18 protein-coding genes are annotated in these 21887 nt (G+C 37.4%); 11 read left to right on the top strand and 7 right to left on the bottom strand.

What is annotated here, in order from left to right:
* Positions 1–23 precede the first annotated feature (23 nt).
* Positions 24–2162, bottom strand: a complete 2139-nt coding sequence (scpA, locus tag JKA74_RS07605) for a methylmalonyl-CoA mutase (protein ID WP_201430562.1) — start codon at positions 2160–2162, stop codon at positions 24–26.
* Positions 2163–2165: 3 nt separating this feature from the next.
* Positions 2166–3971 carry a methylmalonyl-CoA mutase family protein gene (locus JKA74_RS07610; protein WP_201430563.1) on the bottom strand — a complete coding sequence of 602 codons (1806 nt, stop codon included), beginning with the start codon at positions 3969–3971 and terminating at the stop codon, positions 2166–2168.
* Between the two features lie 317 nt (positions 3972–4288).
* Between JKA74_RS07610 and dnaA the strand changes: the two genes are divergently transcribed.
* Positions 4289–5707 carry a chromosomal replication initiator protein DnaA gene (gene dnaA, locus JKA74_RS07615; RefSeq protein ID WP_201430564.1) on the top strand — a complete coding sequence of 473 codons (1419 nt, stop codon included), beginning with the start codon at positions 4289–4291 and terminating at the stop codon, positions 5705–5707.
* Between the two features lie 176 nt (positions 5708–5883).
* Here the strand turns inward: dnaA and JKA74_RS07620 are convergent, their stop codons facing one another.
* The 3 genes from JKA74_RS07620 to JKA74_RS07630 form a co-directional block, all read right to left on the bottom strand.
* The gene (locus JKA74_RS07620; protein ID WP_201430565.1) at positions 5884–7293 is read right to left on the bottom strand and encodes an exonuclease domain-containing protein; all 1410 of its coding nucleotides are present in this window, start codon (positions 7291–7293) and stop codon (positions 5884–5886) included.
* A 149-nt stretch (positions 7294–7442) separates the two neighbouring features.
* Complete coding sequence (locus tag JKA74_RS07625) at positions 7443–8603, bottom strand: homogentisate 1,2-dioxygenase (RefSeq protein ID WP_201430566.1); 1161 nt, start codon at positions 8601–8603, stop codon at positions 7443–7445.
* A gap of 5 nt (positions 8604–8608) precedes the next feature.
* A complete protein-coding gene (locus JKA74_RS07630) occupies positions 8609–10234 on the bottom strand; it encodes a S41 family peptidase (RefSeq protein ID WP_201430567.1) in 1626 nt (541 codons plus the stop codon).
* A gap of 108 nt (positions 10235–10342) precedes the next feature.
* Between JKA74_RS07630 and JKA74_RS07635 the strand changes: the two genes are divergently transcribed.
* From JKA74_RS07635 to JKA74_RS07650, 4 genes are all read left to right on the top strand, one after another.
* Entirely contained in the window at positions 10343–11092 is a 750-nt protein-coding gene (locus JKA74_RS07635) for an iron-sulfur cluster repair di-iron protein (protein WP_201430568.1), read from the top strand.
* A gap of 3 nt (positions 11093–11095) precedes the next feature.
* The gene (gene ruvX / locus JKA74_RS07640) at positions 11096–11509 is read left to right on the top strand and encodes a Holliday junction resolvase RuvX (protein ID WP_201430569.1); all 414 of its coding nucleotides are present in this window, start codon (positions 11096–11098) and stop codon (positions 11507–11509) included.
* 1 nt (position 11510) lies between these two features.
* Entirely contained in the window at positions 11511–12068 is a 558-nt protein-coding gene (def, locus tag JKA74_RS07645) for a peptide deformylase (RefSeq protein WP_201430570.1), read from the top strand.
* 268 nt (positions 12069–12336) lie between these two features.
* Positions 12337–12984 carry a tetratricopeptide repeat protein gene (locus JKA74_RS07650; protein ID WP_201430571.1) on the top strand — a complete coding sequence of 216 codons (648 nt, stop codon included), beginning with the start codon at positions 12337–12339 and terminating at the stop codon, positions 12982–12984.
* Positions 12985–13315: 331 nt separating this feature from the next.
* Here the strand turns inward: JKA74_RS07650 and JKA74_RS07655 are convergent, their stop codons facing one another.
* Positions 13316–13822 carry a DUF4442 domain-containing protein gene (locus JKA74_RS07655; protein WP_201430572.1) on the bottom strand — a complete coding sequence of 169 codons (507 nt, stop codon included), beginning with the start codon at positions 13820–13822 and terminating at the stop codon, positions 13316–13318.
* Between the two features lie 139 nt (positions 13823–13961).
* Here JKA74_RS07655 and JKA74_RS07660 point away from each other — a divergent pair, with 139 nt between their 5' ends.
* The 6 genes from JKA74_RS07660 (at position 13962) to JKA74_RS07685 (ending at position 20278) form a co-directional block, all read left to right on the top strand.
* Positions 13962–15095 carry an NAD(P)/FAD-dependent oxidoreductase gene (locus tag JKA74_RS07660; protein WP_201430573.1) on the top strand — a complete coding sequence of 378 codons (1134 nt, stop codon included), beginning with the start codon at positions 13962–13964 and terminating at the stop codon, positions 15093–15095.
* Positions 15096–15153: 58 nt separating this feature from the next.
* On the top strand, positions 15154–16602 hold the full coding sequence (gene nhaC, locus JKA74_RS07665; protein WP_201430574.1) for a Na+/H+ antiporter NhaC: 1449 nt from the start codon (positions 15154–15156) through the stop codon (positions 16600–16602).
* On the top strand, positions 16599–17183 hold the full coding sequence (locus JKA74_RS07670; protein WP_201430575.1) for a 3'-5' exonuclease: 585 nt from the start codon (positions 16599–16601) through the stop codon (positions 17181–17183). The genes nhaC and JKA74_RS07670 overlap by 4 nt, the downstream gene beginning before the upstream one ends.
* A gap of 470 nt (positions 17184–17653) precedes the next feature.
* The gene (gene ispG / locus JKA74_RS07675) at positions 17654–19609 is read left to right on the top strand and encodes a (E)-4-hydroxy-3-methylbut-2-enyl-diphosphate synthase (protein ID WP_201430576.1); all 1956 of its coding nucleotides are present in this window, start codon (positions 17654–17656) and stop codon (positions 19607–19609) included.
* 82 nt (positions 19610–19691) lie between these two features.
* Positions 19692–19922 carry a DUF6728 family protein gene (locus tag JKA74_RS07680; protein ID WP_201430577.1) on the top strand — a complete coding sequence of 77 codons (231 nt, stop codon included), beginning with the start codon at positions 19692–19694 and terminating at the stop codon, positions 19920–19922.
* A complete protein-coding gene (locus JKA74_RS07685; RefSeq protein WP_201430578.1) occupies positions 19922–20278 on the top strand; it encodes an MmcQ/YjbR family DNA-binding protein in 357 nt (118 codons plus the stop codon). Before JKA74_RS07680 ends, JKA74_RS07685 begins: the two co-directional genes overlap by 1 nt.
* On the opposite strand, the gene JKA74_RS20950 is transcribed toward JKA74_RS07685, so the two are convergent.
* Complete coding sequence (locus tag JKA74_RS20950; RefSeq protein WP_201430579.1) at positions 20266–21840, bottom strand: OmpA family protein; 1575 nt, start codon at positions 21838–21840, stop codon at positions 20266–20268. The two genes, JKA74_RS07685 and JKA74_RS20950, sit on opposite strands and share 13 nt — an antisense overlap.
* Between the last annotated feature and the right edge of the window lie 47 nt (positions 21841–21887).

Raw genomic sequence — 21887 nt, forward strand, 5'->3', positions numbered from 1 at the left:
ATGGACTTTGAGAGATAACAAATTTAAGCCTCTTCTGTTTCGTCCATCAGCTTTGTTAATATCTCGGCTGCAGCCCTGGCGATTACTGTTCCAGGCCCAAAAATAGCCGCTACTCCTGCATCATAAAGGAACTGATAATCTTTTGGGGGAATTACACCACCGGCTATTACCATTATATCCTCACGACCAAGTTTTTTCAATTCATTGATTAACTTAGGAACCAGTGTTTTATGACCTGCAGCCAAACTTGATGCACCAATCATGTGTACATCATTTTCAGCTGCCTGCATGGCTACTTCTTCAGGTGTCTGGAAAAGTGGCCCGATATCCACATCAAAACCTAAATCGGCAAAACTGGTAGCGATTACTTTGGCTCCTCTGTCATGTCCGTCCTGGCCCATTTTGGCAATTAAAATACGAGGCCTTCGACCATCCCATTTTGCAAAATCATTGGCCAATTTTTGGGCTTTCTTAAATTCATCACTATTGCCTGCTTCACCCGAATATACTCCAGAAATAGAACGGATAGTAGCTTTATGTCTTCCAAATGATTTTTCCATGGCATCTGATATTTCTCCTAATGTAGCTCTGTTTCGGGCTGCTTCAATGGCTAATTCCAATATATTTCCTTCTCCAGATGCAGCAGATTCGCCCAATTTCTCCAGTGAAGCTATTGTTTTTTCATCATTCCTTTCGGCTTTCAGCTTTTTGATACGCGCGATCTGTGACTTTAAAACAGCTGTATTATCTACTTCTAGCAATTCAATATCACTTTCTTCATCGGTTTGATAGCGGTTAACTCCAACAATTACATCCCTTCCCGCATCTATACGTGCTTGTTTCCTGGCTGAAGCTTCTTCAATACGCATTTTAGGTAAACCGGTTTCTATGGCTTTCGCCATACCACCCAATTTTTCTACTTCATCTATTAACTTAGAAGCCATCTCCACTAATTGATTGGTGAGGTATTCCACATAATAGGAGCCTCCCCAGGGATCTACTGTTTTAGTGATTTTTGTTTCTTCCTGCAGGAACAGCTGTGTGTTTCTGGCAATTCTAGCAGAAAAATCTGTGGGCAATGCAATGGCTTCATCCAGTGCGTTAGTGTGCAATGATTGCGTATGACCTAATGCAGCAGCCATGGCTTCCACACAGGTACGGGTCACATTATTATACGGATCCTGCTCTGTTAAGCTGTAACCGGATGTCTGGCAATGGGTTCTTAAGGCCAGCGATTTCGGGTTTTCAGGATTAAACTGCTTCACAATTTTGGCCCATAATAGCCTTCCAGCTCTCATTTTGGCTATCTCCATAAAATGGTTCATACCGATGGCCCAAAAGAATGAGAGACGGGGTGCAAATTCATCAATTTTCAATCCTGCATTTAATCCTGCCCTGATGTATTCCAATCCATCAGCTAAAGTATAAGCCAATTCCAAATCAGCAGTGGCACCTGCTTCATGCATATGATAGCCACTAATACTGATGGAGTTGAATTTAGGCATGTACTTGCTGGAGTATTCAAATATATCGGAAATAATACGCATAGAAGGTTCCGGTGGATAGATATAGGTATTCCGCACCATAAACTCCTTTAAAATATCATTTTGGATGGTGCCGGAAAGTTGCTCCGGTTTTACACCTTGTTCCTCCGCAGCTACTATATAAAATGCCATAATAGGTACTACGGCACCATTCATGGTCATTGAAACTGACATCTTATCTAATGGAATGCTATCGAAAAGCACTTTCATATCAAGTATGCTATCAATAGCAACACCTGCCTTTCCCACGTCACCTTCCACTCTTGGATGATCAGAATCATAACCTCTGTGGGTAGCTAAATCAAAAGCAACGGACAATCCTTTTTGGCCAGCTGCCAGATTTTTTCTGTAAAACTCATTGGAAGCCTCAGCAGTTGAAAAACCAGCATATTGCCTGATGGTCCATGGTTTCTGTACATACATTGTAGGATAAGGGCCTCGTAAATAAGGTGCTTTCCCGGCAATGAAGTCCAAATGCGGCAGGCCTTCAATATCTTTTACCTGTAAAATAGGAGGGATCTCTATTTTCTCAGGGGTTTCCCATCCGGATCTTTCTTGTACAATGTGTGGATTCGGTTTATTTTTTATATTCTTTATTTGAGAAAAATCGGGTCTCATATCTTATTGGATTCCTAAGTCTGTTAATAATTGATTCAAAAAATCTAAAGTGGATGTTTTTCTATGGATACATCCATAGAGTCCTGCTGATTTCAATTCCTCTTCATCAGCTTCCTGGCCTGCTATTAATGCTATGTTTTTAACATTTTGCAAGCTGTCCTTTAAATAATCAGGCTTTTCCTTATAACAGAAAACCACCACCTCTGAGTTGAACAATTTTACTTTTTTTGCTAAATTTTCCTGGGGCTTTAAAAAATATTCTTCAGCAATACCAATTCCAGCCATGCCTAAAAAACTATAACTAAAATCCGATTTTGCTTTGGATAACGGATCTGTATCCAATAAAACAAGAGTAGCCATAGGTCTGCTTTCTGCTCCTTTCTTTTTTACATAAGATTCTGTTCGGTTTCTAAGCGATTCAATTTTATGTGTGGCCCTTTTCGGGCTCAGAAATTTAGAATCTGTTGGTTTTATCACTTCAAGCTCTACTTTTTCACCTATTAACTGGAAAGTATTGGCGCCAATATACAAGTCCTTTCTTTCAGCTACTTCCTGTGAAGTTTTTTGCTCATCAGACTGAATGCTTTCACTAATTAATCCTTGTTCAAACAATTGAGAGTAGCTACCATGCTCTTCTAAATTTAAAAAATGTTCCCATGATTTTTCCTCCAATGATTTGATAATAGATTCTAAGTAATAAGTGCCTAAAGTAGGATCAACTATTTTATCCAGATAGGCTTCCTCTTTCAAAATGGTAGAAACGTTTAAGGCAATTCGTTTAAAAGTTTCTTTTGATTGGCCGGCATGCACGGCATCATGAGGTTCTACCCAGAGGCTATTACAGCCACCCAATATAGCAGCCATGGCCTCAGTGCTGTTTCTCAGTAAATTCACATTGAAATCCAATGCAGATTTACTTCTTTTGCTGGTATTGGCGTGGATGATAATGTCATCTGCAGAAATTTCCAAATCGTAAGCAGAAGCAATTTTTAATACAGTGGCTTTAAAAGCTTTTGTTTTGGCAATTTCAAAAAAGTAATGTCTTCCAAAAGCAAATGAAAAGCTAATTGTATTGAATACTTGCTTTACCTCAAGTCCTAAATCAGTTAATTTATCCAGATACTCGGCCAACTTTGATAAGGTAAAGCTCAATTCATGGTTAATATTGGCACCGGCATTGTGATACAACTGAGCACTGATGTGCAAAGGCTTAAATTGCGGGTACTCAATCCCGGCTTTTATACATTGAGCTAAGTTTTCAAAATCCTTTAGAGAGAAATTAAACAAACCCCCGTCTCTATTTTCCAGTAAGTCATGAAAATAAGCTCCGGTGATGTTGCTGTTATTGTAATTTTTTGCTTTCAGAAAATGAAAGTAGTCCTGAACAAAATTGAAATTGGGTTTGATGGATTCAAATGAAATCATGCAAAATTCCGGATGAATTTCATTTAAGAGTATATTTAAGTCCGGTAGGTTGTCCTTAATCTGGAATATAATACCATCTGCCCCTTCATTCAATACCTTAAGAGCGAGCTGATTGGCTTCTTTTACATTTTGTGTTGATATTTTATATTGATTTACCCAATAGCGAATTGGTAGCCCGGGATTTTCTTTTTGTATAGGATTGGAAATGTTATGTAATTCTTTTTCAAGAAAATCCTGATGATAAAATGGTTGAATGGGAATTCCTTCGGCAGTGGGAGTAATCAAAGAATCAAAGCTCTTGCCTTTCAATCCTTTTTCAATGATTTCCTGCCATTCTGCTGCTGTACTTTTATTAAAATCTGCAAATAGATTTGCTTCACTCATGCCTTTTAAAATTATTTATATGTTAAAGGTAATATATTTCTGATTTTCTATGAATGATAATTATTTAAAAGGATTATTATTTCATACTTTTATAAAACTCCCCTGAAAATTATCTGTCTGATAAGGAATTAATGGAAATGAAGTAATATGATTTTTTGAAGAATTTTCTTTTGATTATTAAAGATTAATAGTCTGAATTTGATTTATGACTCTGTCAAGTAAAATCTCATTTTTTTGTTTTCTATTTTTTCACCAAATTTGTCAGCCTGAGAAATTCAAAGGGCTTAAGTAATACAATCCTACAAGTTTTTGTGTTAATGGTTAAAGACTGTAAATCAGTATGGAATAATTGTCTCCACTCAATAAAAGAGAGTGTGGGTGAACAAAGTTTTAACACGTGGTTTTCACCTGTTGAACCTTTGAAGTTGGAAAATAATGTCCTGACTATCCAGGTGCCGAGTCAATTTTTCTATGAATGGTTGGAAGAACATTATGTGCATATCCTTAGGAAAGTAATCCATCAGGAGCTGGGTCCGGAGGGAAGATTAGAATATTCGGTAATAGTTGATAGGGGAAATGAAAAATATAAACCCTTTACCATTAACTTACCCAATAACAACAAAAGTGATAAACCTAAGGAAGCTAAGAAGGAACAGACTTTTTCTAATCCTTTCACATTAAATGGTGTTGACTTAAGCCAGCAAAGTTCACAACTGAACCCTAACTATACTTTTGATACCTTTATTGAGGGTGATTGTAACAGATTGGCAAGGTCTGCAGGTTATGCAGTCGCCAAAAAGCCAGGAATCACTTCTTTTAATCCTTTGATGGTTTATGGTGGAGTAGGGTTGGGTAAAACCCATTTGGTACAGGCCATTGGCAATGAAATTAAAAATACATTAGAAGGGAAATTTGTACTGTATGTTTCTTCAGAGAAATTTACCAATCAATTCATTGATGCCCTTAGAAATAATAAGATTCAGGATTTCTCTAACTATTATCTGCACATTGATGCTTTGATCATTGATGATGTACAGTTTTTGGGAGGAAAGGAAAGAACGCAAGAGATTTTCTTCCATATTTTCAATCACCTGCACCAGAATGGCAAGCAAATCATTATGACCAGTGACAGACCTCCCCGTGATTTGAAAGGGCTGGAGGATAGATTGCTTTCCCGTTTTAAATGGGGACTGACTGCAGATTTGCAACAGCCTGATTTGGAGACAAGAATTGCCATTATTCAAAACAAAATGCAAAGCGATGGTATTCATATACCGAGTGATGTGATTGAATATCTGGCTTATAGCGTAGATACCAATATTCGGGAGTTGGAAGGTGTTTTGATTTCTTTAATTGCCCATGCTTCTTTGACCCGCAGAGAAATTGACCTGGAATTAGCAAAACAAACGCTTAAAAACATTGTGCACGACATTGAGTCTGAAGTAGGTATAGATTACATACAAAAGACTATTTCCGAGCATTTTGCAGTGAAAATGGACGATTTAAAAGCCAAAACACGTAAAAAGGAAATAGTGATAGCCAGACAAGTGGCGATGTTCTTCTGCAAGGAGCATACTAACCATTCTTTAAAATCTATTGGATATCACTTTGGAGGAAGGGATCACTCCACTGTAATTCACGCAGTACAATCTGTAAATGATATGATGCATGTGGATAAAAACTTTAAAGAGCAGATGGAAGAATTGAAGAAGAAGTTTAAGATGAAGAAGGTTTAAACTTCAAAACTCAAGAATGGCCTTGGGGAGTAGGGATACAGAATTCCAAGATTTGGGTCTTCCAGATTCTTCTCAGCCACAGTGAGTGTATCCACTTCACCTCTTCAAACCTTATTCATGACGGCCGTGGTGAGTGTCTCCACTCACTACTCAAACTCACTTCCCATTTTATTCTTTCAACTCGCCTGACTCAACCTTATTTTCTGCTGAAGCCAATCATCTTTTTTGATTTTTTTCAAGCCTTTGGTTGCTGTTTCGCTATTAAGGATTTTATAGATTTCAGGGTGGTCGGGAAATTTTTGGAGGTAATTTTTCAGATCTTCCCATTCACTGATAGCTTCTTCTTTGTGTAGAAAGCCATAGCCTAAATAGCTTCCTCCCTCCACCATTACTATGCTCATTTCTTCCTGGCTTTTGCCTTTGCCAATAAATATGTAATCACTTTTTTCTGAGTCGCAGAGTTGGATGAATGCCTTAATTTTTTTATTGTGGCTTTCCGGGCTTTCATCACCAATACAAGCGCCCTCGCATTCCTTTATTTTGTGGTCAAAGCATTCTGTTGGAGATGATTGATAGCCAGCCATTTTGGGGCAGATATTTAGCTCTTTGCTTTTATCTACTAAAAATTTAAAAGCACCAGCATGATTGGCGAAACGCATTAGGGTTTTCATGCCATTCTGTTTTCTGCCTATCTGCAATCTTTTATAACCCAATCTGTCTTCATACAAGAATATGCAATGACCGGGATTATTGTTCTTTTGAGCGCTGTTAAACCTTGGCCAATGCTTTCTTATTTCATGTGATTCATGTAGCAAAGCAATAAGCTCATTGCCGGTAAGCAGATAATCCACATGATAAATATCTTTTTGAAAAGCCTGCTTGGCAATTTCACCTTTATTTCCTCCAAAATGGGTGCTGACTCTTTTTTTAATATCTTTTGCTTTACCTACATAAATAATTTGGCTTTTACTGTTGAGGAAATAATAAACACCGGGAGCCTGTGGTAAAGCTTCGTATACTTCTTTATTTAAATTTTCTGGTATGTTGACGTTAGAGGCGTTCTTTTTCAGCGTTTTTTCAATAACTCCTTCTGTATCATGTGCTAGCAGTTGGGTGAAAAGCTCGGCTGTTGCAATGGCATCTCCATATGCCCTGTGCCTGTCATTAATAATGATTTTTCTGTGATCACATAAATTGCCCAGACTGTAGCTTTTGTAGCCGGGAAATATCTTTCTGCTCAATCGTACAGTACATAGCTTTTTAAGCTGGAGCGGGAAACCTAATTCTACAAATGCTTTTTGAACAAAAGAGTAATCGAAATTGACACTGTGAGCCACAAAAATATTGTCTTTCAGCAGTTCGTAAATTGTTTTTGCTTGTTCAAAGAATTTAGGAGCATCGGCCACCATTGCATCATTGATACCATGAATGGCCTGCACTCCGTAAGGGATGCTTCTCTCCGGGTTAATGAGGCTTTGATATTCCTTCACCACCTTTTGTCCGTCATGGATAATAATAGCTATTTCGCAGATTCTGTTATTATCTGCGTAGCCACCTGTGGTTTCTATATCAACTATTGCGTACAATTTAAATATTTTTAATGGCTGATCCGTTCAGTTCAAAAGTGAATCATTGCGGTCAATAAAAGGGGTTAGAGTTAAAGACTGAGTCCGGTGTCTAACTTTGGTCTAACCTAAGTGCTAAAATTCCTCTAAACCCTTTCAATATTCAGCATTTACTCTGTCCAGCTCATAGGGTATTTTTTGTCCAAAAATTCTTTCCCTTGTTCTGTTACATAAAGTGGTTTAAAAGTATCCAACATCACAGCAAGCTCTTCCGTTTCTTTTGCACCAATACTTTTTTCCACAGTGCCGGGGTGCGGCCCATGTGGCAATCCTCCGGGGTGTAAAGTAAATGAACCACGATCAACTCCTTTTCTGCTCATGAAATTCCCTTCCACATAATACAATACTTCATCTGAATCAATATTACTATGGTTATAAGGTGCGGGTATCGATTGTGGATGGTAATCAAATAACCTGGGGACAAAGGAACAAATCACAAAATTGTGTGCCTGAAAAGTCTGGTGAACTGGTGGCGGCTGATGAATTCTGCCTGTAATTGGCTCAAAATTATGAATAGAAAGTGTATAAGGGTATAAAAAACCGTCCCAGCCTACTAAATCAAATGGGCTATGCTCATATACATAATGATGAATAAACCCACCTTTCTTTATTTTTACATGATATTCCCCTTTGCTTTCCTCAGTAATTAACTCCTGTGGGGGATGAATGTCTCTTTCACAATAAGGGGAATGCTCCAAGAGTTGTCCCAACTGATTTCTATAACGCTTTACGGTTTCAACAGGACTGGCAGATTCAATCACTAAATACCGGATTTCTCCAGCATCCCAATCCAATTTATAAATGGTAGTACGGGGAATTACTACATAATCCCCTGCCTTAATTCTTAACTTGCCAAACTGGGAATACAAATAACCACTACCATCATGAATAAAAAGTAACTCATCAGCTTCGGCATTTTTATAATAATAATCCATTCCTCTTCTGCTAGGCATACAAAGAGCCATGGATACATCATTGTTCATTAAAAGCACTTTTCTTGCATCTAAAAAATCGGTGCCAGTGTTTTTTACCATTGAAGTATTCAAATGAACTTGCTGTAATGGAAAATCCTTATCAGCAGTAGTGCCATAAGGCACTGAATCTTTGATAGCCTTAACTTTAGTGGGTGGGTTGATATGGTACAAATTTGAATAAATCCCGGAAAATCCTTCAGAGCTCACCAGTTCTTCGGCATACAAGCTACCATCAGGTTGTCTGAATTGTGTGTGTCTTTTTGGTGGGATGGTACCCTTTTTTACATAATAGGCCATAAAAATTATTTTTTAGTCAGTGTCTCTGCTTGATCGAAAAGCTTTAACGCTTCTTTGAATATTTCATTTTGCTGATTAATAATAGGGTAGAAGCCTTTATTGTTCCAAAGATTTCGAGCAATATAAGCTTTCACATACACTTTAATCAAATCTTTTGATTTTTCAAATTGCTTAGCATTGAATTTCACATCATTGCTTTCAGCTAATTTAACCAAATCCTTCAACATATTATCTGTTACCTGAAAATTCTCAATATATCCATCCATCCCCATGTTTTTGAGCATTTTCTTATTGCTTTCATGATAGGAAAAAGTGTATTGTCTTAAGCTGTTGCTGTACAACAATTTATTCAGGTAATCTGAATGTGAGGCTGTATCTAAGGCAACAAAGTAGTCAGGCATAATACCGCCACCCCCATAAACTGTTCTGCCATTTTGGGTAGTGTATTTCAATGAATCATCAAAATGAATGCTGTCTGCTATGAAATACTCCCCATGTTCAAACCTATTGGCCATTTCCTTTCGATAATCCTCAGAGGATTCGCCAAAAGGCTTCTGGATGGATCTGCCACTTGGAGTGTAGTATTTGGAGATGGTCAATCGCAATTCTGACCCATCTTTCAGTGGAATGGGCATTTGAACCAGGCCTTTTCCAAACGAACGTCTCCCTACAATCAATCCTCTATCATTATCTTGCACAGCACCTGAAACTATTTCTGAAGCTGAGGCACTTCCTTCATTAATAAGTACTATCAATGGATTTTCTTCAAAAATACCCTTTTTTATGGCTTTGGCCTCCGAATTAAATCTTTTCTCTTTGCCCTTTGTATAAACAATTAGGGCATTATCTGAAAGGAACTCATCGGCCATGCTGATCGCTCTGTCCATATATCCGCCCGGATTGTCTTGTAAATCCAGGATTAATTTCTTTAACCCTTTTTCCTTTAAATCAGTCAAGGCTTCCAAAAATTCTGTATAGGTGGTAGCAGAAAATCTACTTACCTTGATATAGCCAACCTGGTGATCGATCATGTAGCTGGCGTCTACTGAATATTGTGGTATTTGGTCTCTGGTAATAGTGAAGTCCATTATTTCATTCTGGTTCTTTCTTAAAATGCCCACAACTACTTCACTTCCTTTTTCACCTCTCAAATATTCATGTACCTGTCTGTTGGTTAAGCCTATCCCGGCAATATTTTCGCCATTTACTGAAATTATTTTGTCTCCGGATTGCAAGCCTGCTTCTTCAGATGGGCCACCGCTCAAGGGCGCTACTACATATAAGGTGTCTTTAAAAATGTTGAATTCAATTCCAATACCTTCATAGTTTCCTCGTAAGTCAGCAGAAACCATTTCTAAATCTTTTGCAGGAATATAGGAAGTATGAGGGTCAAGCTCCTTCAGGATGCCTTCAATGGCGCTATCTACCAACGCATCAGTATCCACTTCTTCCACGTAGTTTTGATCAATCTGCAGAAGAATCTCCTTTATTCTTGAAATACCCTCGAGCACGGTGCCTTTAGAATTTTCAGGATTGGCCATTGTGGCACCTATGAGTATACCAGCTGCCAATGTTGAAAATATAATGAGGGGTAATTTTATTTGAAATGAACTATTATTTATCTTACTCACGTTTATTAAATTTTTATTCTAACAAATAACGCATAAATTTAGTAATTCGTTGAATTGAAAAGCCTTAAAATTTAAATTACCTTTGTTACACAGCTAAAATCAATAAAAGTGGAATATTCTCAAAAAAAGATTAAGGAATTAGTGGCGGAAAATTATGTTTTCGCTTCTGTTCTTTATTACCTAGGTATAGATTACTATGAGTATGAAGAGGATACGCTACAGAAAGTCTGTTCATGTAAGGGCCTTCAGGTTCAGCAGGTAATTAATGAACTGGAGCGGATTCGTACTAATGAAGAAATAGCCAATCTGAAGCTGTTGTCTTTTCCTATTGATTTGGTTATTAGTTACTTAAAGCATACTCATTTTATTTTCATTAAAAAGGATCTGCCATTTTTAGTGAAGCTGGTTAATCAGTTAAAAACAAAGAACCCGGTTTTTTTACCTATCCAACAAGAGATAAAAGATGTATTTCCTTTGTTTGTGGAAGATTTTGTTCACCACATTTATGAAGAGGAAGATACACTTTTTCAGCATATCCTTCAGCTTAAAAAGATTGATGAAAAGAAGCTGAACCCTTCTTCATTTTTTTATCAACATGCCAATTTCAGTATGCAAAAATTCGCCATTGAACATGAAGTGCACGATGATGAAATGAAAGGCATCCGGTTTTTAATGGATCAATACCCTATGGAACAACATACAGAATTAAATACCAAGGTTTTATTTTCGGAGTTGGAACGTTTTGAGGAAAAGTTGAAAGTGCATGCCAAAATTGAAAATGAGGTATTGTTTCCGAAAGCATTAATGCTTGAAAAGCAAGTGCGAAGGAAATTCGAGTCAGTGATCCGCAATAATTAAACAATGGCGAGAATTCTTGCAATAGATTATGGCAACAAAAGAGTAGGCCTGGCTGTGACAGATCCCTTACAAATTATTGCTTCTCCTTTAGAAACCGTGCACTCAAAAGATGTAATTGACTTTCTTTTCAACTATTTCAATAAAGAGGAAGTGGAAGCTGTGGTTATTGGTTACCCTACCAATGAGGAGGGAGAGGCAACTGATGCTACCCAACAAGTGCAGGCATTTATTAACCTTTTCAAGAAGAAGTTTCCAAATATGCCCTTAAATTTGCAAGACGAAAGTTTCAGTTCGCAAATGGCAATGCAATCTATGATAATGGCTGGCTCTAATAGAAAACAACGTAACAAGAAGTCAGGCAATATAGATAAAGTAAGTGCTGCGATTATTTTGCAACAATATTTAGAAGAAAATTAATATGATTTACCCGATTGTGGCATATGGCCATCCTGTTTTGAAAACCAAAGCAAAAGATATTCAGAAAGATGAGCTTGATGTAAAAGCCCTGGTAGAGGACATGTATGAAACCATGTACAATGCCAGTGGAGTGGGTTTGGCTGCTCCCCAGATTGGTAAAAGTATTCGCCTTTTTGTAGTGGATACAGATCCAATTGACGATGAGGAAGATGAACCAAAGATTAAAAAAGCTTTTATTAATCCACAAATTTTGTTGGAAGAGGGTGAGGAATGGGCATTTGAAGAGGGGTGCCTTAGCATTCCAACTATTAGGGAAGATGTATTTAGAAAAGAAAAAATCAAGATTCAATATTTTGATGAAGACTGGAATGAACACATAGAAGAATATCAAGGTTTTAGTGCGAGGGTAATTCAACATGAATATGATCATATTGAAGGTATTTTGTTTACTGATCATGTTTCAGCTTTCAAAAAGAGAATGATAAAAGGGAAATTGGCCAATATTAGTAAAGGAAAAGTATCAGCAGATTATAAAATGTTGTTTGCCAGAAAAAAGTAGGTAGATGATTCACCTCAATTGTTTTGTGAATGTCATTCTAATAGAACAAATAGGATGAACATGTAATTTTTACTTTAACATTGAGATTTTAATACAGCTCTTTTTGTATAATTTTGATAATGATTGGTTTTTATATGTTGCTTAAATAGCATAAATTAAGATTTGAAAAGCAGCTTCTCTTCCCGAATACTAGAGAAAGTGTGATGTAATTGTAAATTGGCAGTATTATTGTTAATTACTTGTGAAAATTGAATTAAATTAAATTATTATGAATAATATTTCAAAAGTTTCCTTCGCTATTGTAATGGTGTTGATGACAGTAGATTTTGCCTATGCGCAAAAAACAGCTGCTGATTTTATTGACCATGGCACCAAGAAATATGAAGAGAAGGAATACATGGAAGCAATTGTTAGCTTGAATGAAGCAATAGCGTTAGATAAATCCTCTTATCAGGCCTATTATATGCGAGGCAATATCAAACAGAAATTTGCCGATGTACATGGAGCAATGAAAGATTACAATAGTGCGGTTGACGCTAATCCTGAATTTCCTGAAGCTTATTTCGAGAGAGGTAATATAAAGTATCTTTTACAAGATTATTATGGAGCAATTAATGATTATACCAAAACCATTGAGTTGAATGAGAATAATCTGGATGCATTGTATAAAAGGGGACAGGCCAAACAACAATTGGAAGCTTACCAGGATGCCATTAATGATTGTACGCAAATATTGAATAAAGATCCTAAGAACGTTGATGCTTTCTTTTTGAGAGGGGTACTTCGAATAGAATACGGACAACTCTCAGAAGGTTGCCTTGACCTGAGTAAAGCAGGTGAGTTAGGTGACTTGAAAGCCTATGAAATGATCCGGGAGCGTTGTAATGATGCACGGTGTTATCCTACAGAATTTTAATCATTTGAACGTAGGGAATTCATTTAGGCTGAACTTCAGCTCTTTATGATGATTTTATACAAAAGCCATTCGACTCAGTTTTGATGGTTTTTTATGATCCTCTTTTCTCACCTATGCGTGGAGTTCCGCAGAACTCTAAAGATTTTCAATAATTGAGATCCTTTGACTCTGGCTTCTTTATAGCCTATTAAAAAAAATATGCTTCAAATACTATTACCCGGAATTATTGCTTGATCCAAAATAAATAATCTTAGTAATCGATAACATAGTCTTAACGATCTGCCTTTTGGGTGAAAAATTTCAATAATTTTCTAGGCTAACAAGCCCGAAATCATTTACGGGTTCTTACTTTGTCCCATGCTTTAATTTGCCAATAGATAAGCCCGGTGCTCAGGTGGTTGTTTTCTGCATCGTACAATTTCACTTCGCAGGGAATTATTACAGCATCTGCTTCTTTGAGAGGTTCTACCACTTTATCCTTCACCCAATTTTCATCAATTGAGAATTCAGCATAGGCATCCATTTTGCCCTGGAAATGATATTCCATCTCCAGTTTCTGCATAATAATGCGATATTTTTTTACATCCAGTTTGTATAATATCATCAAACCTGTTGTGAACTCTGAAATAGTGGCCATGGCACAGGCATGAATTCCTTTAATATGATTGAGGTTTCGCCTTTTGTAAGGAAGCTTAGTACGGATCTTTTCTTCTTTAATATCTACAATTTTGAATCCATGAGGTTTATTGAATGGAATCATATAATCCAATCCTTTATTTAATACCCATAAATAGAATGGGGAGTAAGTAGCTTTTTTGATAATTTGATCTAAGTCCATGCTTCGTTATTGATTTATAAGGAATGAATTGAATTCAATGATGAATTTTGTAAAATTATTTCAATGTATGCGCCAATGTCGCTTAAAACCTTTTATTTTTCAAATTATAATTTTCCAATCTATTAATAATAGCAAATAAATGATCAGTTTTTGGGAGCGTGAGCATTTTACAAATTATGATTTTGTAGTGTTGGGGGCCGGGATAGTAGGTTGTTCTACAGCTTATCATTTACGCCAGAAACACCCGAATGCTTCCATCGCTATATTGGAAAGAGGTGTGTTTCCCAGTGGAGCAAGTACGAAAAATGCAGGCTTTGCCTGTTTTGGCAGTTTGACCGAACTTGTAGATGATTTGCCTCAATTAGGCGAAGAGTCTCTTATGGCCCTGGTAGAAAAAAGGTGGACGGGTTTACAAAAATTGCGTAATACGCTGGGAGATAAAAAAATTGATTATCAATGTAATGGAGGTTTTGAATTGATTCGTGAAAAGGAAATGCCTGCATTGGGCAAACTGGATCAATTTAACGAAAGGCTAAAAGCTATTTTTCAAGCCAATGTGTTTAAAGATGAGCCTCGGTTGATAAAGCAATTCGGTTTAAGTACTTCCAAAATCCAAACGGTAGTGAGCAATCAATTTGAGGGACAAATAAATACCGGGAAAATGATGCGTGCCTGGTGGGATTTGTGTGGAGAAAATAATATTAAATTATTTACAGGCTGCAAAATTGAACATATTGATGAGCAGGGTGAAATTGTTGTGTTAAAAGTTGAAAACACCACTGGGTCAGATAAAGTTTGCTTTAAGACCAAACAGTTAGCCATTTGCACCAATGCATTTGCCCAACAATTCTTGCCTAATGAAAACATAATTCCCGGTAGGGGAATGGTGATGATTACCCAACCTGTTGATGGATTAAAGATAAAAGGGGTTTTTCATTATGATGAGGGGTATTTTTACTTCAGGAATTTTGAAAACAGGTTATTGATAGGAGGAGGGAGAAACCTGGATAAGGAATCGGAACAGACCCTTGCATTTGGAATTAATGAGAAAATAAAAGCTGCCATACTCCGTGATATTTCTGAAATGATATTACCCGGACAAGATTTTCAAATAGATATGGAATGGTCCGGAATTATGGCTTTCGGAGAAAATAAATCACCTATTGTCAAGCGAATAAGCGATAAAATAGTTGTCGGGGTACGCCTGGGAGGAATGGGAGTTGCCATAGGAACACAAATAGGAGCTGAAATACAAGAATTATTCGGTGACTGAACTATTATTTTTATTATATTTCGAATTCATTTAATAAATTCAGATTGAAAATATCCACATGACGGAGACGCAGAGAAAGCCAAGTTTAATTGAAGCTTTAATACCAATCATTTTTTTAATAGCACTACTAAGCCTTAATGTATATTTTTTTGGCGATGCTACTTTAGACGGTTCAAATCAAATCGCCCTCATCCTTGCAGCTGGTATTGCTGCAATAGTAGCTTTGCGAGTTGGCTATAGATGGACCCATATGTTAGATGGTATAGTGGAAAGTATCAGCTCTGCCATGTCATCCATATTGATCTTATTACTCATAGGCGCTTTGGCAGGTACATGGCTTTTGAGTGGTATTGTCCCCGCTATGATTTATTATGGATTGGAAATTCTTAACCCTACTATATTTCTATTTGCAGCCTGTGTTGTAAGTGCCATTGTTTCAGTTGCTACCGGTAGTTCATGGAGCACCATAGCCACTTTGGGTATCGCTTTATTGGGGATTGGTCAAACCCTGGGTCTGGGAGAGGGCGTTGTAGCCGGAGCCATTATATCAGGAGCTTATTTTGGAGATAAAATGTCCCCTTTGAGTGATACAACTAACCTGGCACCAGCCATGGCCGGAACCGATTTGTTTACTCATATCCGTTATATGGCTTATACCACCATCCCAACATTTGCTATTACCTTGATAGTTTTCCTGGTTTGGGGATTTATGAACAACTCCCAAGCAGATATAGAACAGATTGGATTGGTTCAGGCTTCCATTCAGGATAAATTCAATATTAATTTTTGGTTGTTTTTGGTGCCTGCTGCGGTTATTTTCATGATTGTAAAAAAAGTGGCTGCCATTCCGGCCTTATTAATTGGCTCTTTATTGGGAGGGGTCTTTGCCATTATTTTTCAGCCTCAGGTAATAGAAACCATTTCAGGTATACAAGGAAATCTATTTGAAGCTTCTTATAAAGCAGTAATGCTTTCCATGTACGGGGACATTAGTATAACCACAAGCAATGAAATGGTTAATGAGCTTTTGTCCACCGGAGGAATGGCCGGGATGTTGAATACTATATGGCTAATTTTATGTGCCATGGTATTTGGTGGAATTATGGAGTCAACAAATATGTTAAGAACTATTACCAGTTCAATTATTAAATTGGCCAATTCTACCGGATCATTGGTGGCTTCTACTGCGGGTACGTGCGTGTTCTTCAATATCACTGCTTCAGATCAGTATTTGGCCATAGTGGTGCCCGGAAGAATGTTCGCAGAAACATATAAAGAAAGAGGTTTAAAGCCGGAAGTATTGAGCAGGACTCTGGAAGATTCCGGAACAGTGACAAGTGTATTGATACCATGGAACACATGTGGGGCAACGCAATCATCAGTATTGGGAGTATCTACTTGGGTGTATGCACCTTATTGTTTCTTCAATATTATCAGTCCGTTTATGACTATACTATTTGCTTACCTTAATATTAAAATTAGAAGATTTACTGATAAAGATAAATGAGTTTAGTTACTGAAATTACTAAAGATGCTATAAATGACCTTCCTTTGTGGAAGTTTGAGGGAGAAATTACTGTATTGGAGAAAGATTCCGATTGGGAGGAAGTAATTCCTAAACTATGGAAAGCCGATATTTTAGGTTTTGATACCGAAGCAAAGCCTGCCTTTAAAAAAGGAGTTTATAACCCGGTTTCAGTTATTCAATTGGCCACAGCAGATGAGGTGTTTGTCATAAGGAACCTTCTTTGTGGGTTCCCCGGTGATTTGATCCGTATATTTGAAGACCCCTCTATTATAAAGGTGGGGGCTGCCATTCGTGACGATTTAAAAGATTTGCAAAAATTAAGAAAATTTGAACCCCAGGGCTTTGAGGATATTAGTACTATTGCCCATGGAAACAATATCAAGCAAATAGGGGCCAAAAACCTGACAGCCATTTTCTTAGGGAAACGAATCTCAAAAGCACAGCAAACGTCCAACTGGGAACGCACAGAGCTTTCCCGGGCTCAATTGGACTATGCAGCTACCGATGCTTATCTATGCCTTAAAGTATATGAAATTTTTCAAGGGTTAAAGTGGGTTTAGGGTTTAGCGGGTTAATTTTAAATTCCAATTGACAAACCTAATAGTGGAGTACATGACCAACAGATTACTTCGCATGAATTCCGTGCCAACGGAATAGCATGCTCGCAATAACCAGTAGGAGTAAATTTTGATCGATAATATAAACCTTAGTCATCACAGACTGCTTCCTTGATTTTGTCTGAAAATTACCGGCTAACAGTTATTTCCACTTTAAGTACTTCCAAGTCCGTAAGCCCTTGGAATACTCTCAATGGCGAGAGCATTCCGATTGTATCAATATCCAAAAGTCAATAGCTGTAAATTCATCACCCTTAGTAGATATTTTCTACAGGCTAACTCATTTTTAATCTACTTCTCTTCCCAATAACTCAACTATCTCATAGCTTAACAGTAAAAAACCCATAAAAATATAGTTGTTGCACTAACAATTTCCTTATTTTGTTGTTTAATTGAGTAGCATAACTAACATCATGGAGATTTCTGTCAAAAACTTTCAACAATACTGTAATAGCCTGGTTCAATATAGCCGCAGAAAGACCATTCCTGTGAGGGTAGGGGACATCACCATTGGCGGAGATCACCCCATTATTTTGCAGTCCATGACTACCGTTGACACCATGGACACAGAAGGCTCAATAGAACAATCTATCCGCATGATTGAAGCTGGCTGCCAACTGGTACGTATTACAGCCCCATCTATAAAAGAAGCTGAAAATTTACGGGCCATTAAAGAAGGTCTTGTCAAAAGAGGCTACAACACCCCTTTGGTGGCGGACATTCATTTTACCCCTAACGCTGCCGAACTGGCCGCTAAGATAGTCGAGAAAGTAAGGGTAAATCCCGGCAACTATGCCGATAAAAAGAAATTTGAAATAATTGAATATACTGAGGAAAGCTATCAGGCTGAATTAGACCGGATTAAAAAACGATTTGCGCCATTAGTGAAAATCTGCAAAGCCCATGCCACAGCTATGCGAATTGGTACCAACCATGGCTCTTTGTCCGACCGGATCATGAGTCGCTATGGAGATACACCATTTGGCATGGTGGAATCGGCCCTGGAATTTATTCGGATTTGTGAGGAGATGGAATACTACGACATTGTCATTTCCATGAAATCAAGTAATCCACAGGTGATGGTGCAGGCCTACCGACTGCTGGTGCAGAAGCTGGATGAAGAAGGTTTAAAGCCTTATCCTTTACATTTGGGAGTAACAGAAGCCGGGGAAGCAGAGGATGGCAGGATTAAGTCTTCTGTGGGTATTGGTACTTTGCTGGAAGATGGACTGGGGGATACCATCCGGGTATCATTAACGGAAGAGCCTGAATATGAAATCCCTGTGGCTAAAATGCTGGCAGAACGTTATGAAAACAGGGGAAACCATGAGCCCATTCCTGAAATAGCTGATTGCCCCTTTAACCCTTTTGAATATGAGAAAAGGGATAGCCGTAAAGTCAATAATATTGGAGCTAAGGAAGTGCCTGTTGTAATGGCAGATTTCTCTTTAAAAAAGCATATTACACCCGCATCGCTTTTTGCAGTGGGTTATAATTATTCTGTGCCTTTGGACAAATGGTCTATTTCCGATTTAGCCTGCGACTATATTTTTACCTACGATAAAACCATTGAATTTGAAATTCCTGGTACGCTGGGTATTGTTCACGAATATAAAACATGGTTGACCCAAAAAACCAAAGAAAGAAGATATCCTTTCATCAATGCCAAAGAATATATGGAAGGAGTAGAGCAACATCCAACTCTCAATTTTATTTATGCCACTTTACCTGATTTGAATAAATCTTTAATTGAGCGGTTAAAAGAAGATAAAAAAGCTGTGTTGTTGATTGATACCTACAATGAACATGGAATGGCGGAACAGAGGCGTTTGTTTGTTGATTTAATAAATGCCCGATGCGATGTGCCGGTAATTATTGGAAGGGCCTACAGAGACTTGCCAATTGAAAAACTTCAATTATATGCGGCCACTGATATGGGGGCTTTGTTAATTGACGGGATGGGAGATGGTGTATTTATAGCTGCAGAAAATTGTGGTGGTGATAAAGCCGTGAATGAAACAGCTTTCAATATTTTACAGGCCAGCCGGACCAGGATTTCCAAAACAGAATATATTTCTTGCCCGTCCTGTGGCAGAACCTTGTTTGATTTGCAGGAAACCACTGCCATGATCAGGTCAAGGACTCATCATCTTAAAGGAGTGAAAATTGGAATAATGGGATGTATTGTAAATGGGCCGGGTGAAATGGCAGATGCTGATTATGGTTATGTGGGTTCAGGGAAAGGTAAAATCACCCTTTATAAAGGACAAGAAGTAATGAAAAAAAGCGTTCCCTCAGAAAGAGCAGTGGACGAATTAATAGATATTATCAGAAAAGATGGTAAATGGTTAGAACCCGAAACAATGTAATACTGTTAGCTAGTTGAGTTTGAACAGGCAGCCATTGTGGATTTATTTTCAAACTTAATTTTATACTATCAAACAATATTTTATGAAAGAGCAAAGAGATTTGGAAGAATTAAATAACAGCTCTTCAAACAATTGGAAAAGTTATTTTCAATTGGGAGAAGTAGCTAACTATATCAAAAGGTTATTTGGCAAAAAAGATCCTACTGCCCCATCCAATATCAATTTAAAAATGATGCATGGCATCAATAAAATTTCCATTATTATGTTTTTAATTGCTATAATTGTAATGTCAGTTAGAGCATTTATGAGATAATGAATATTGAAGAATTTCGGAATTACTGCATGCAAAAGTATGGTACTACAGAGGAGTTTCCCTTTGGAGAAAGTACATTGGTTTTCAAGGTATTGGGTAAAATGTTTGCCCTGGTAGATGTAGATTTATTTCAAAGTATTAATCTTAAATGCGATCCTGAAAAAGCCATTGAGCTAAGAGAGAATTATGAGTCTGTAAAACCAGGCTACCACATGAATAAAAAACATTGGAATACCATTGAAATGGATGGCAGTATACCCGATAAGGAAATCCAATTTTGGATTGATCACAGCTACGAATTGGTCGTTTCCAAATTACCCCAAAAATTAAGAGAGGAAGTAGATCAGAATAAATAAAATTCTACTCTTCTGTTTAATTCCCTTCCATCAATTTCATCATCATTAGTGGCCAGTGGCCTTTCTTTTCCTTCGCAACTTATTTCTATTCTTAAAGCATTTAAACCTAATGATACCAATGCTTCCTTTACATTCTTTGATCTTCTGCATGAAAGGTCAATATTGATATTTTCACCACCAATGGCATCGGTATGACCTTCTATTAGTATTTTTAACTGAGGCTTGTTATTGAGTTCTTTAACAATCAACTCTAATAAAGAATTGTTTTTGTTTTGAATTTTATCTGAGTTAAAATGGAAATAAATATTATTAGTAATTTTAGTTCCTTTGGCACCTGCATCTACATAACCGAGAGTATGCTTCTGGCCACCTATACCTAATTTTTCACCTATTTTGGCAAAGAAACCCTGTGAAACAGCCGGCTCCTTTGTTTCTGTGATGTTTTGATTCTCAAAATTGAGGTTTACGGCCTCAGGCTTTTCAGGTTGATCAGCCACCATGGTGTTTTCTACTGGGGTGGGAATGATAGCAACTTCCTTTTGGGAAGTAGTGGTATCAATTACATTCTGTTCTTCTGTTTCAGGCTTGTTGTCAGCTATTTCCGGCTCTTTTATTTCTGTTTGAGCTGTTACTCCTGATATACTTGTTTTTTGATTGTTTTTGGCTGCTATGATTTTGTCTTTAATTTCATCGGATAAAGTAGCTCTCCAGATATCCCTGTTGGTTGCACCGGGAGGGTATGAATCATAATAAAGATAAGTAAAGCTTGGATCAATGGAGACAAATGTTTCTTCAAAGGGGGTATTGATTATGTTTCCCAAATTTTCAGGTTCTGTCCAGTTATCCCATGAATTACTTTTTCTATGGCTCATGTAGAGGTCAGCGGCACCTTGTCCGCTATGCCCATAACTGGCAAAAAACAAGGTATTTCCATCGTTGGTAAGGAAAGGTGCAAAATCTGCTTTTTCAGTATTAATGTTTTTACCCATAGTCATTGGAGTGCTATAGGTATTTTCTGCAGGTTGGTATACGCTGTAATAAAGATCCTGGTCACCTTCGGTATCCTTTCTCTCAACAGCCATGATAATTACTTTTTCTTTGAAATTATAGTCAAAATCCACATAGGGGCTTTTATTGTAAAAACCATCAATGGTCATATTAACAGCATCCTTATTGCCTTTTATAAATAAAGCAAGCTCTGAACTTATCCCTTTATAATCGGTGTTTACGAAAATGATGGAATCCTCGGTTGAACTTATTCGTACTATATCATTGGCTTTTTTATCATTATAGGGACTCCCCAGGTTAACAGGTTTTGTCCATATCCCTCGGGGGTCAAACTTGCTAACCCATACATCCTGAAAATCTTTTTCTCCCCGTATATTTTCCGGATGAAACCTTCTGTTGATATAGAGTAATTTGCCATTGTCTGAAATGATGGGCCTAACATCCTGGAACTTACTGTTTACATCTCCGGGTATTCCCTCTGTAGTAACTTTCTCCTGGGCAAATGAGAAAGCAGGGATAAATTGTAGAAACAGATAAATATATATTATTCGCACAAAATTATTTTACAGATACAATGTAAATATATTATTAACATTGAAAT

This window comes from Marivirga aurantiaca (assembly GCF_016679925.1).
GTDB lineage: Bacteria > Bacteroidota > Bacteroidia > Cytophagales > Cyclobacteriaceae > Marivirga > Marivirga aurantiaca.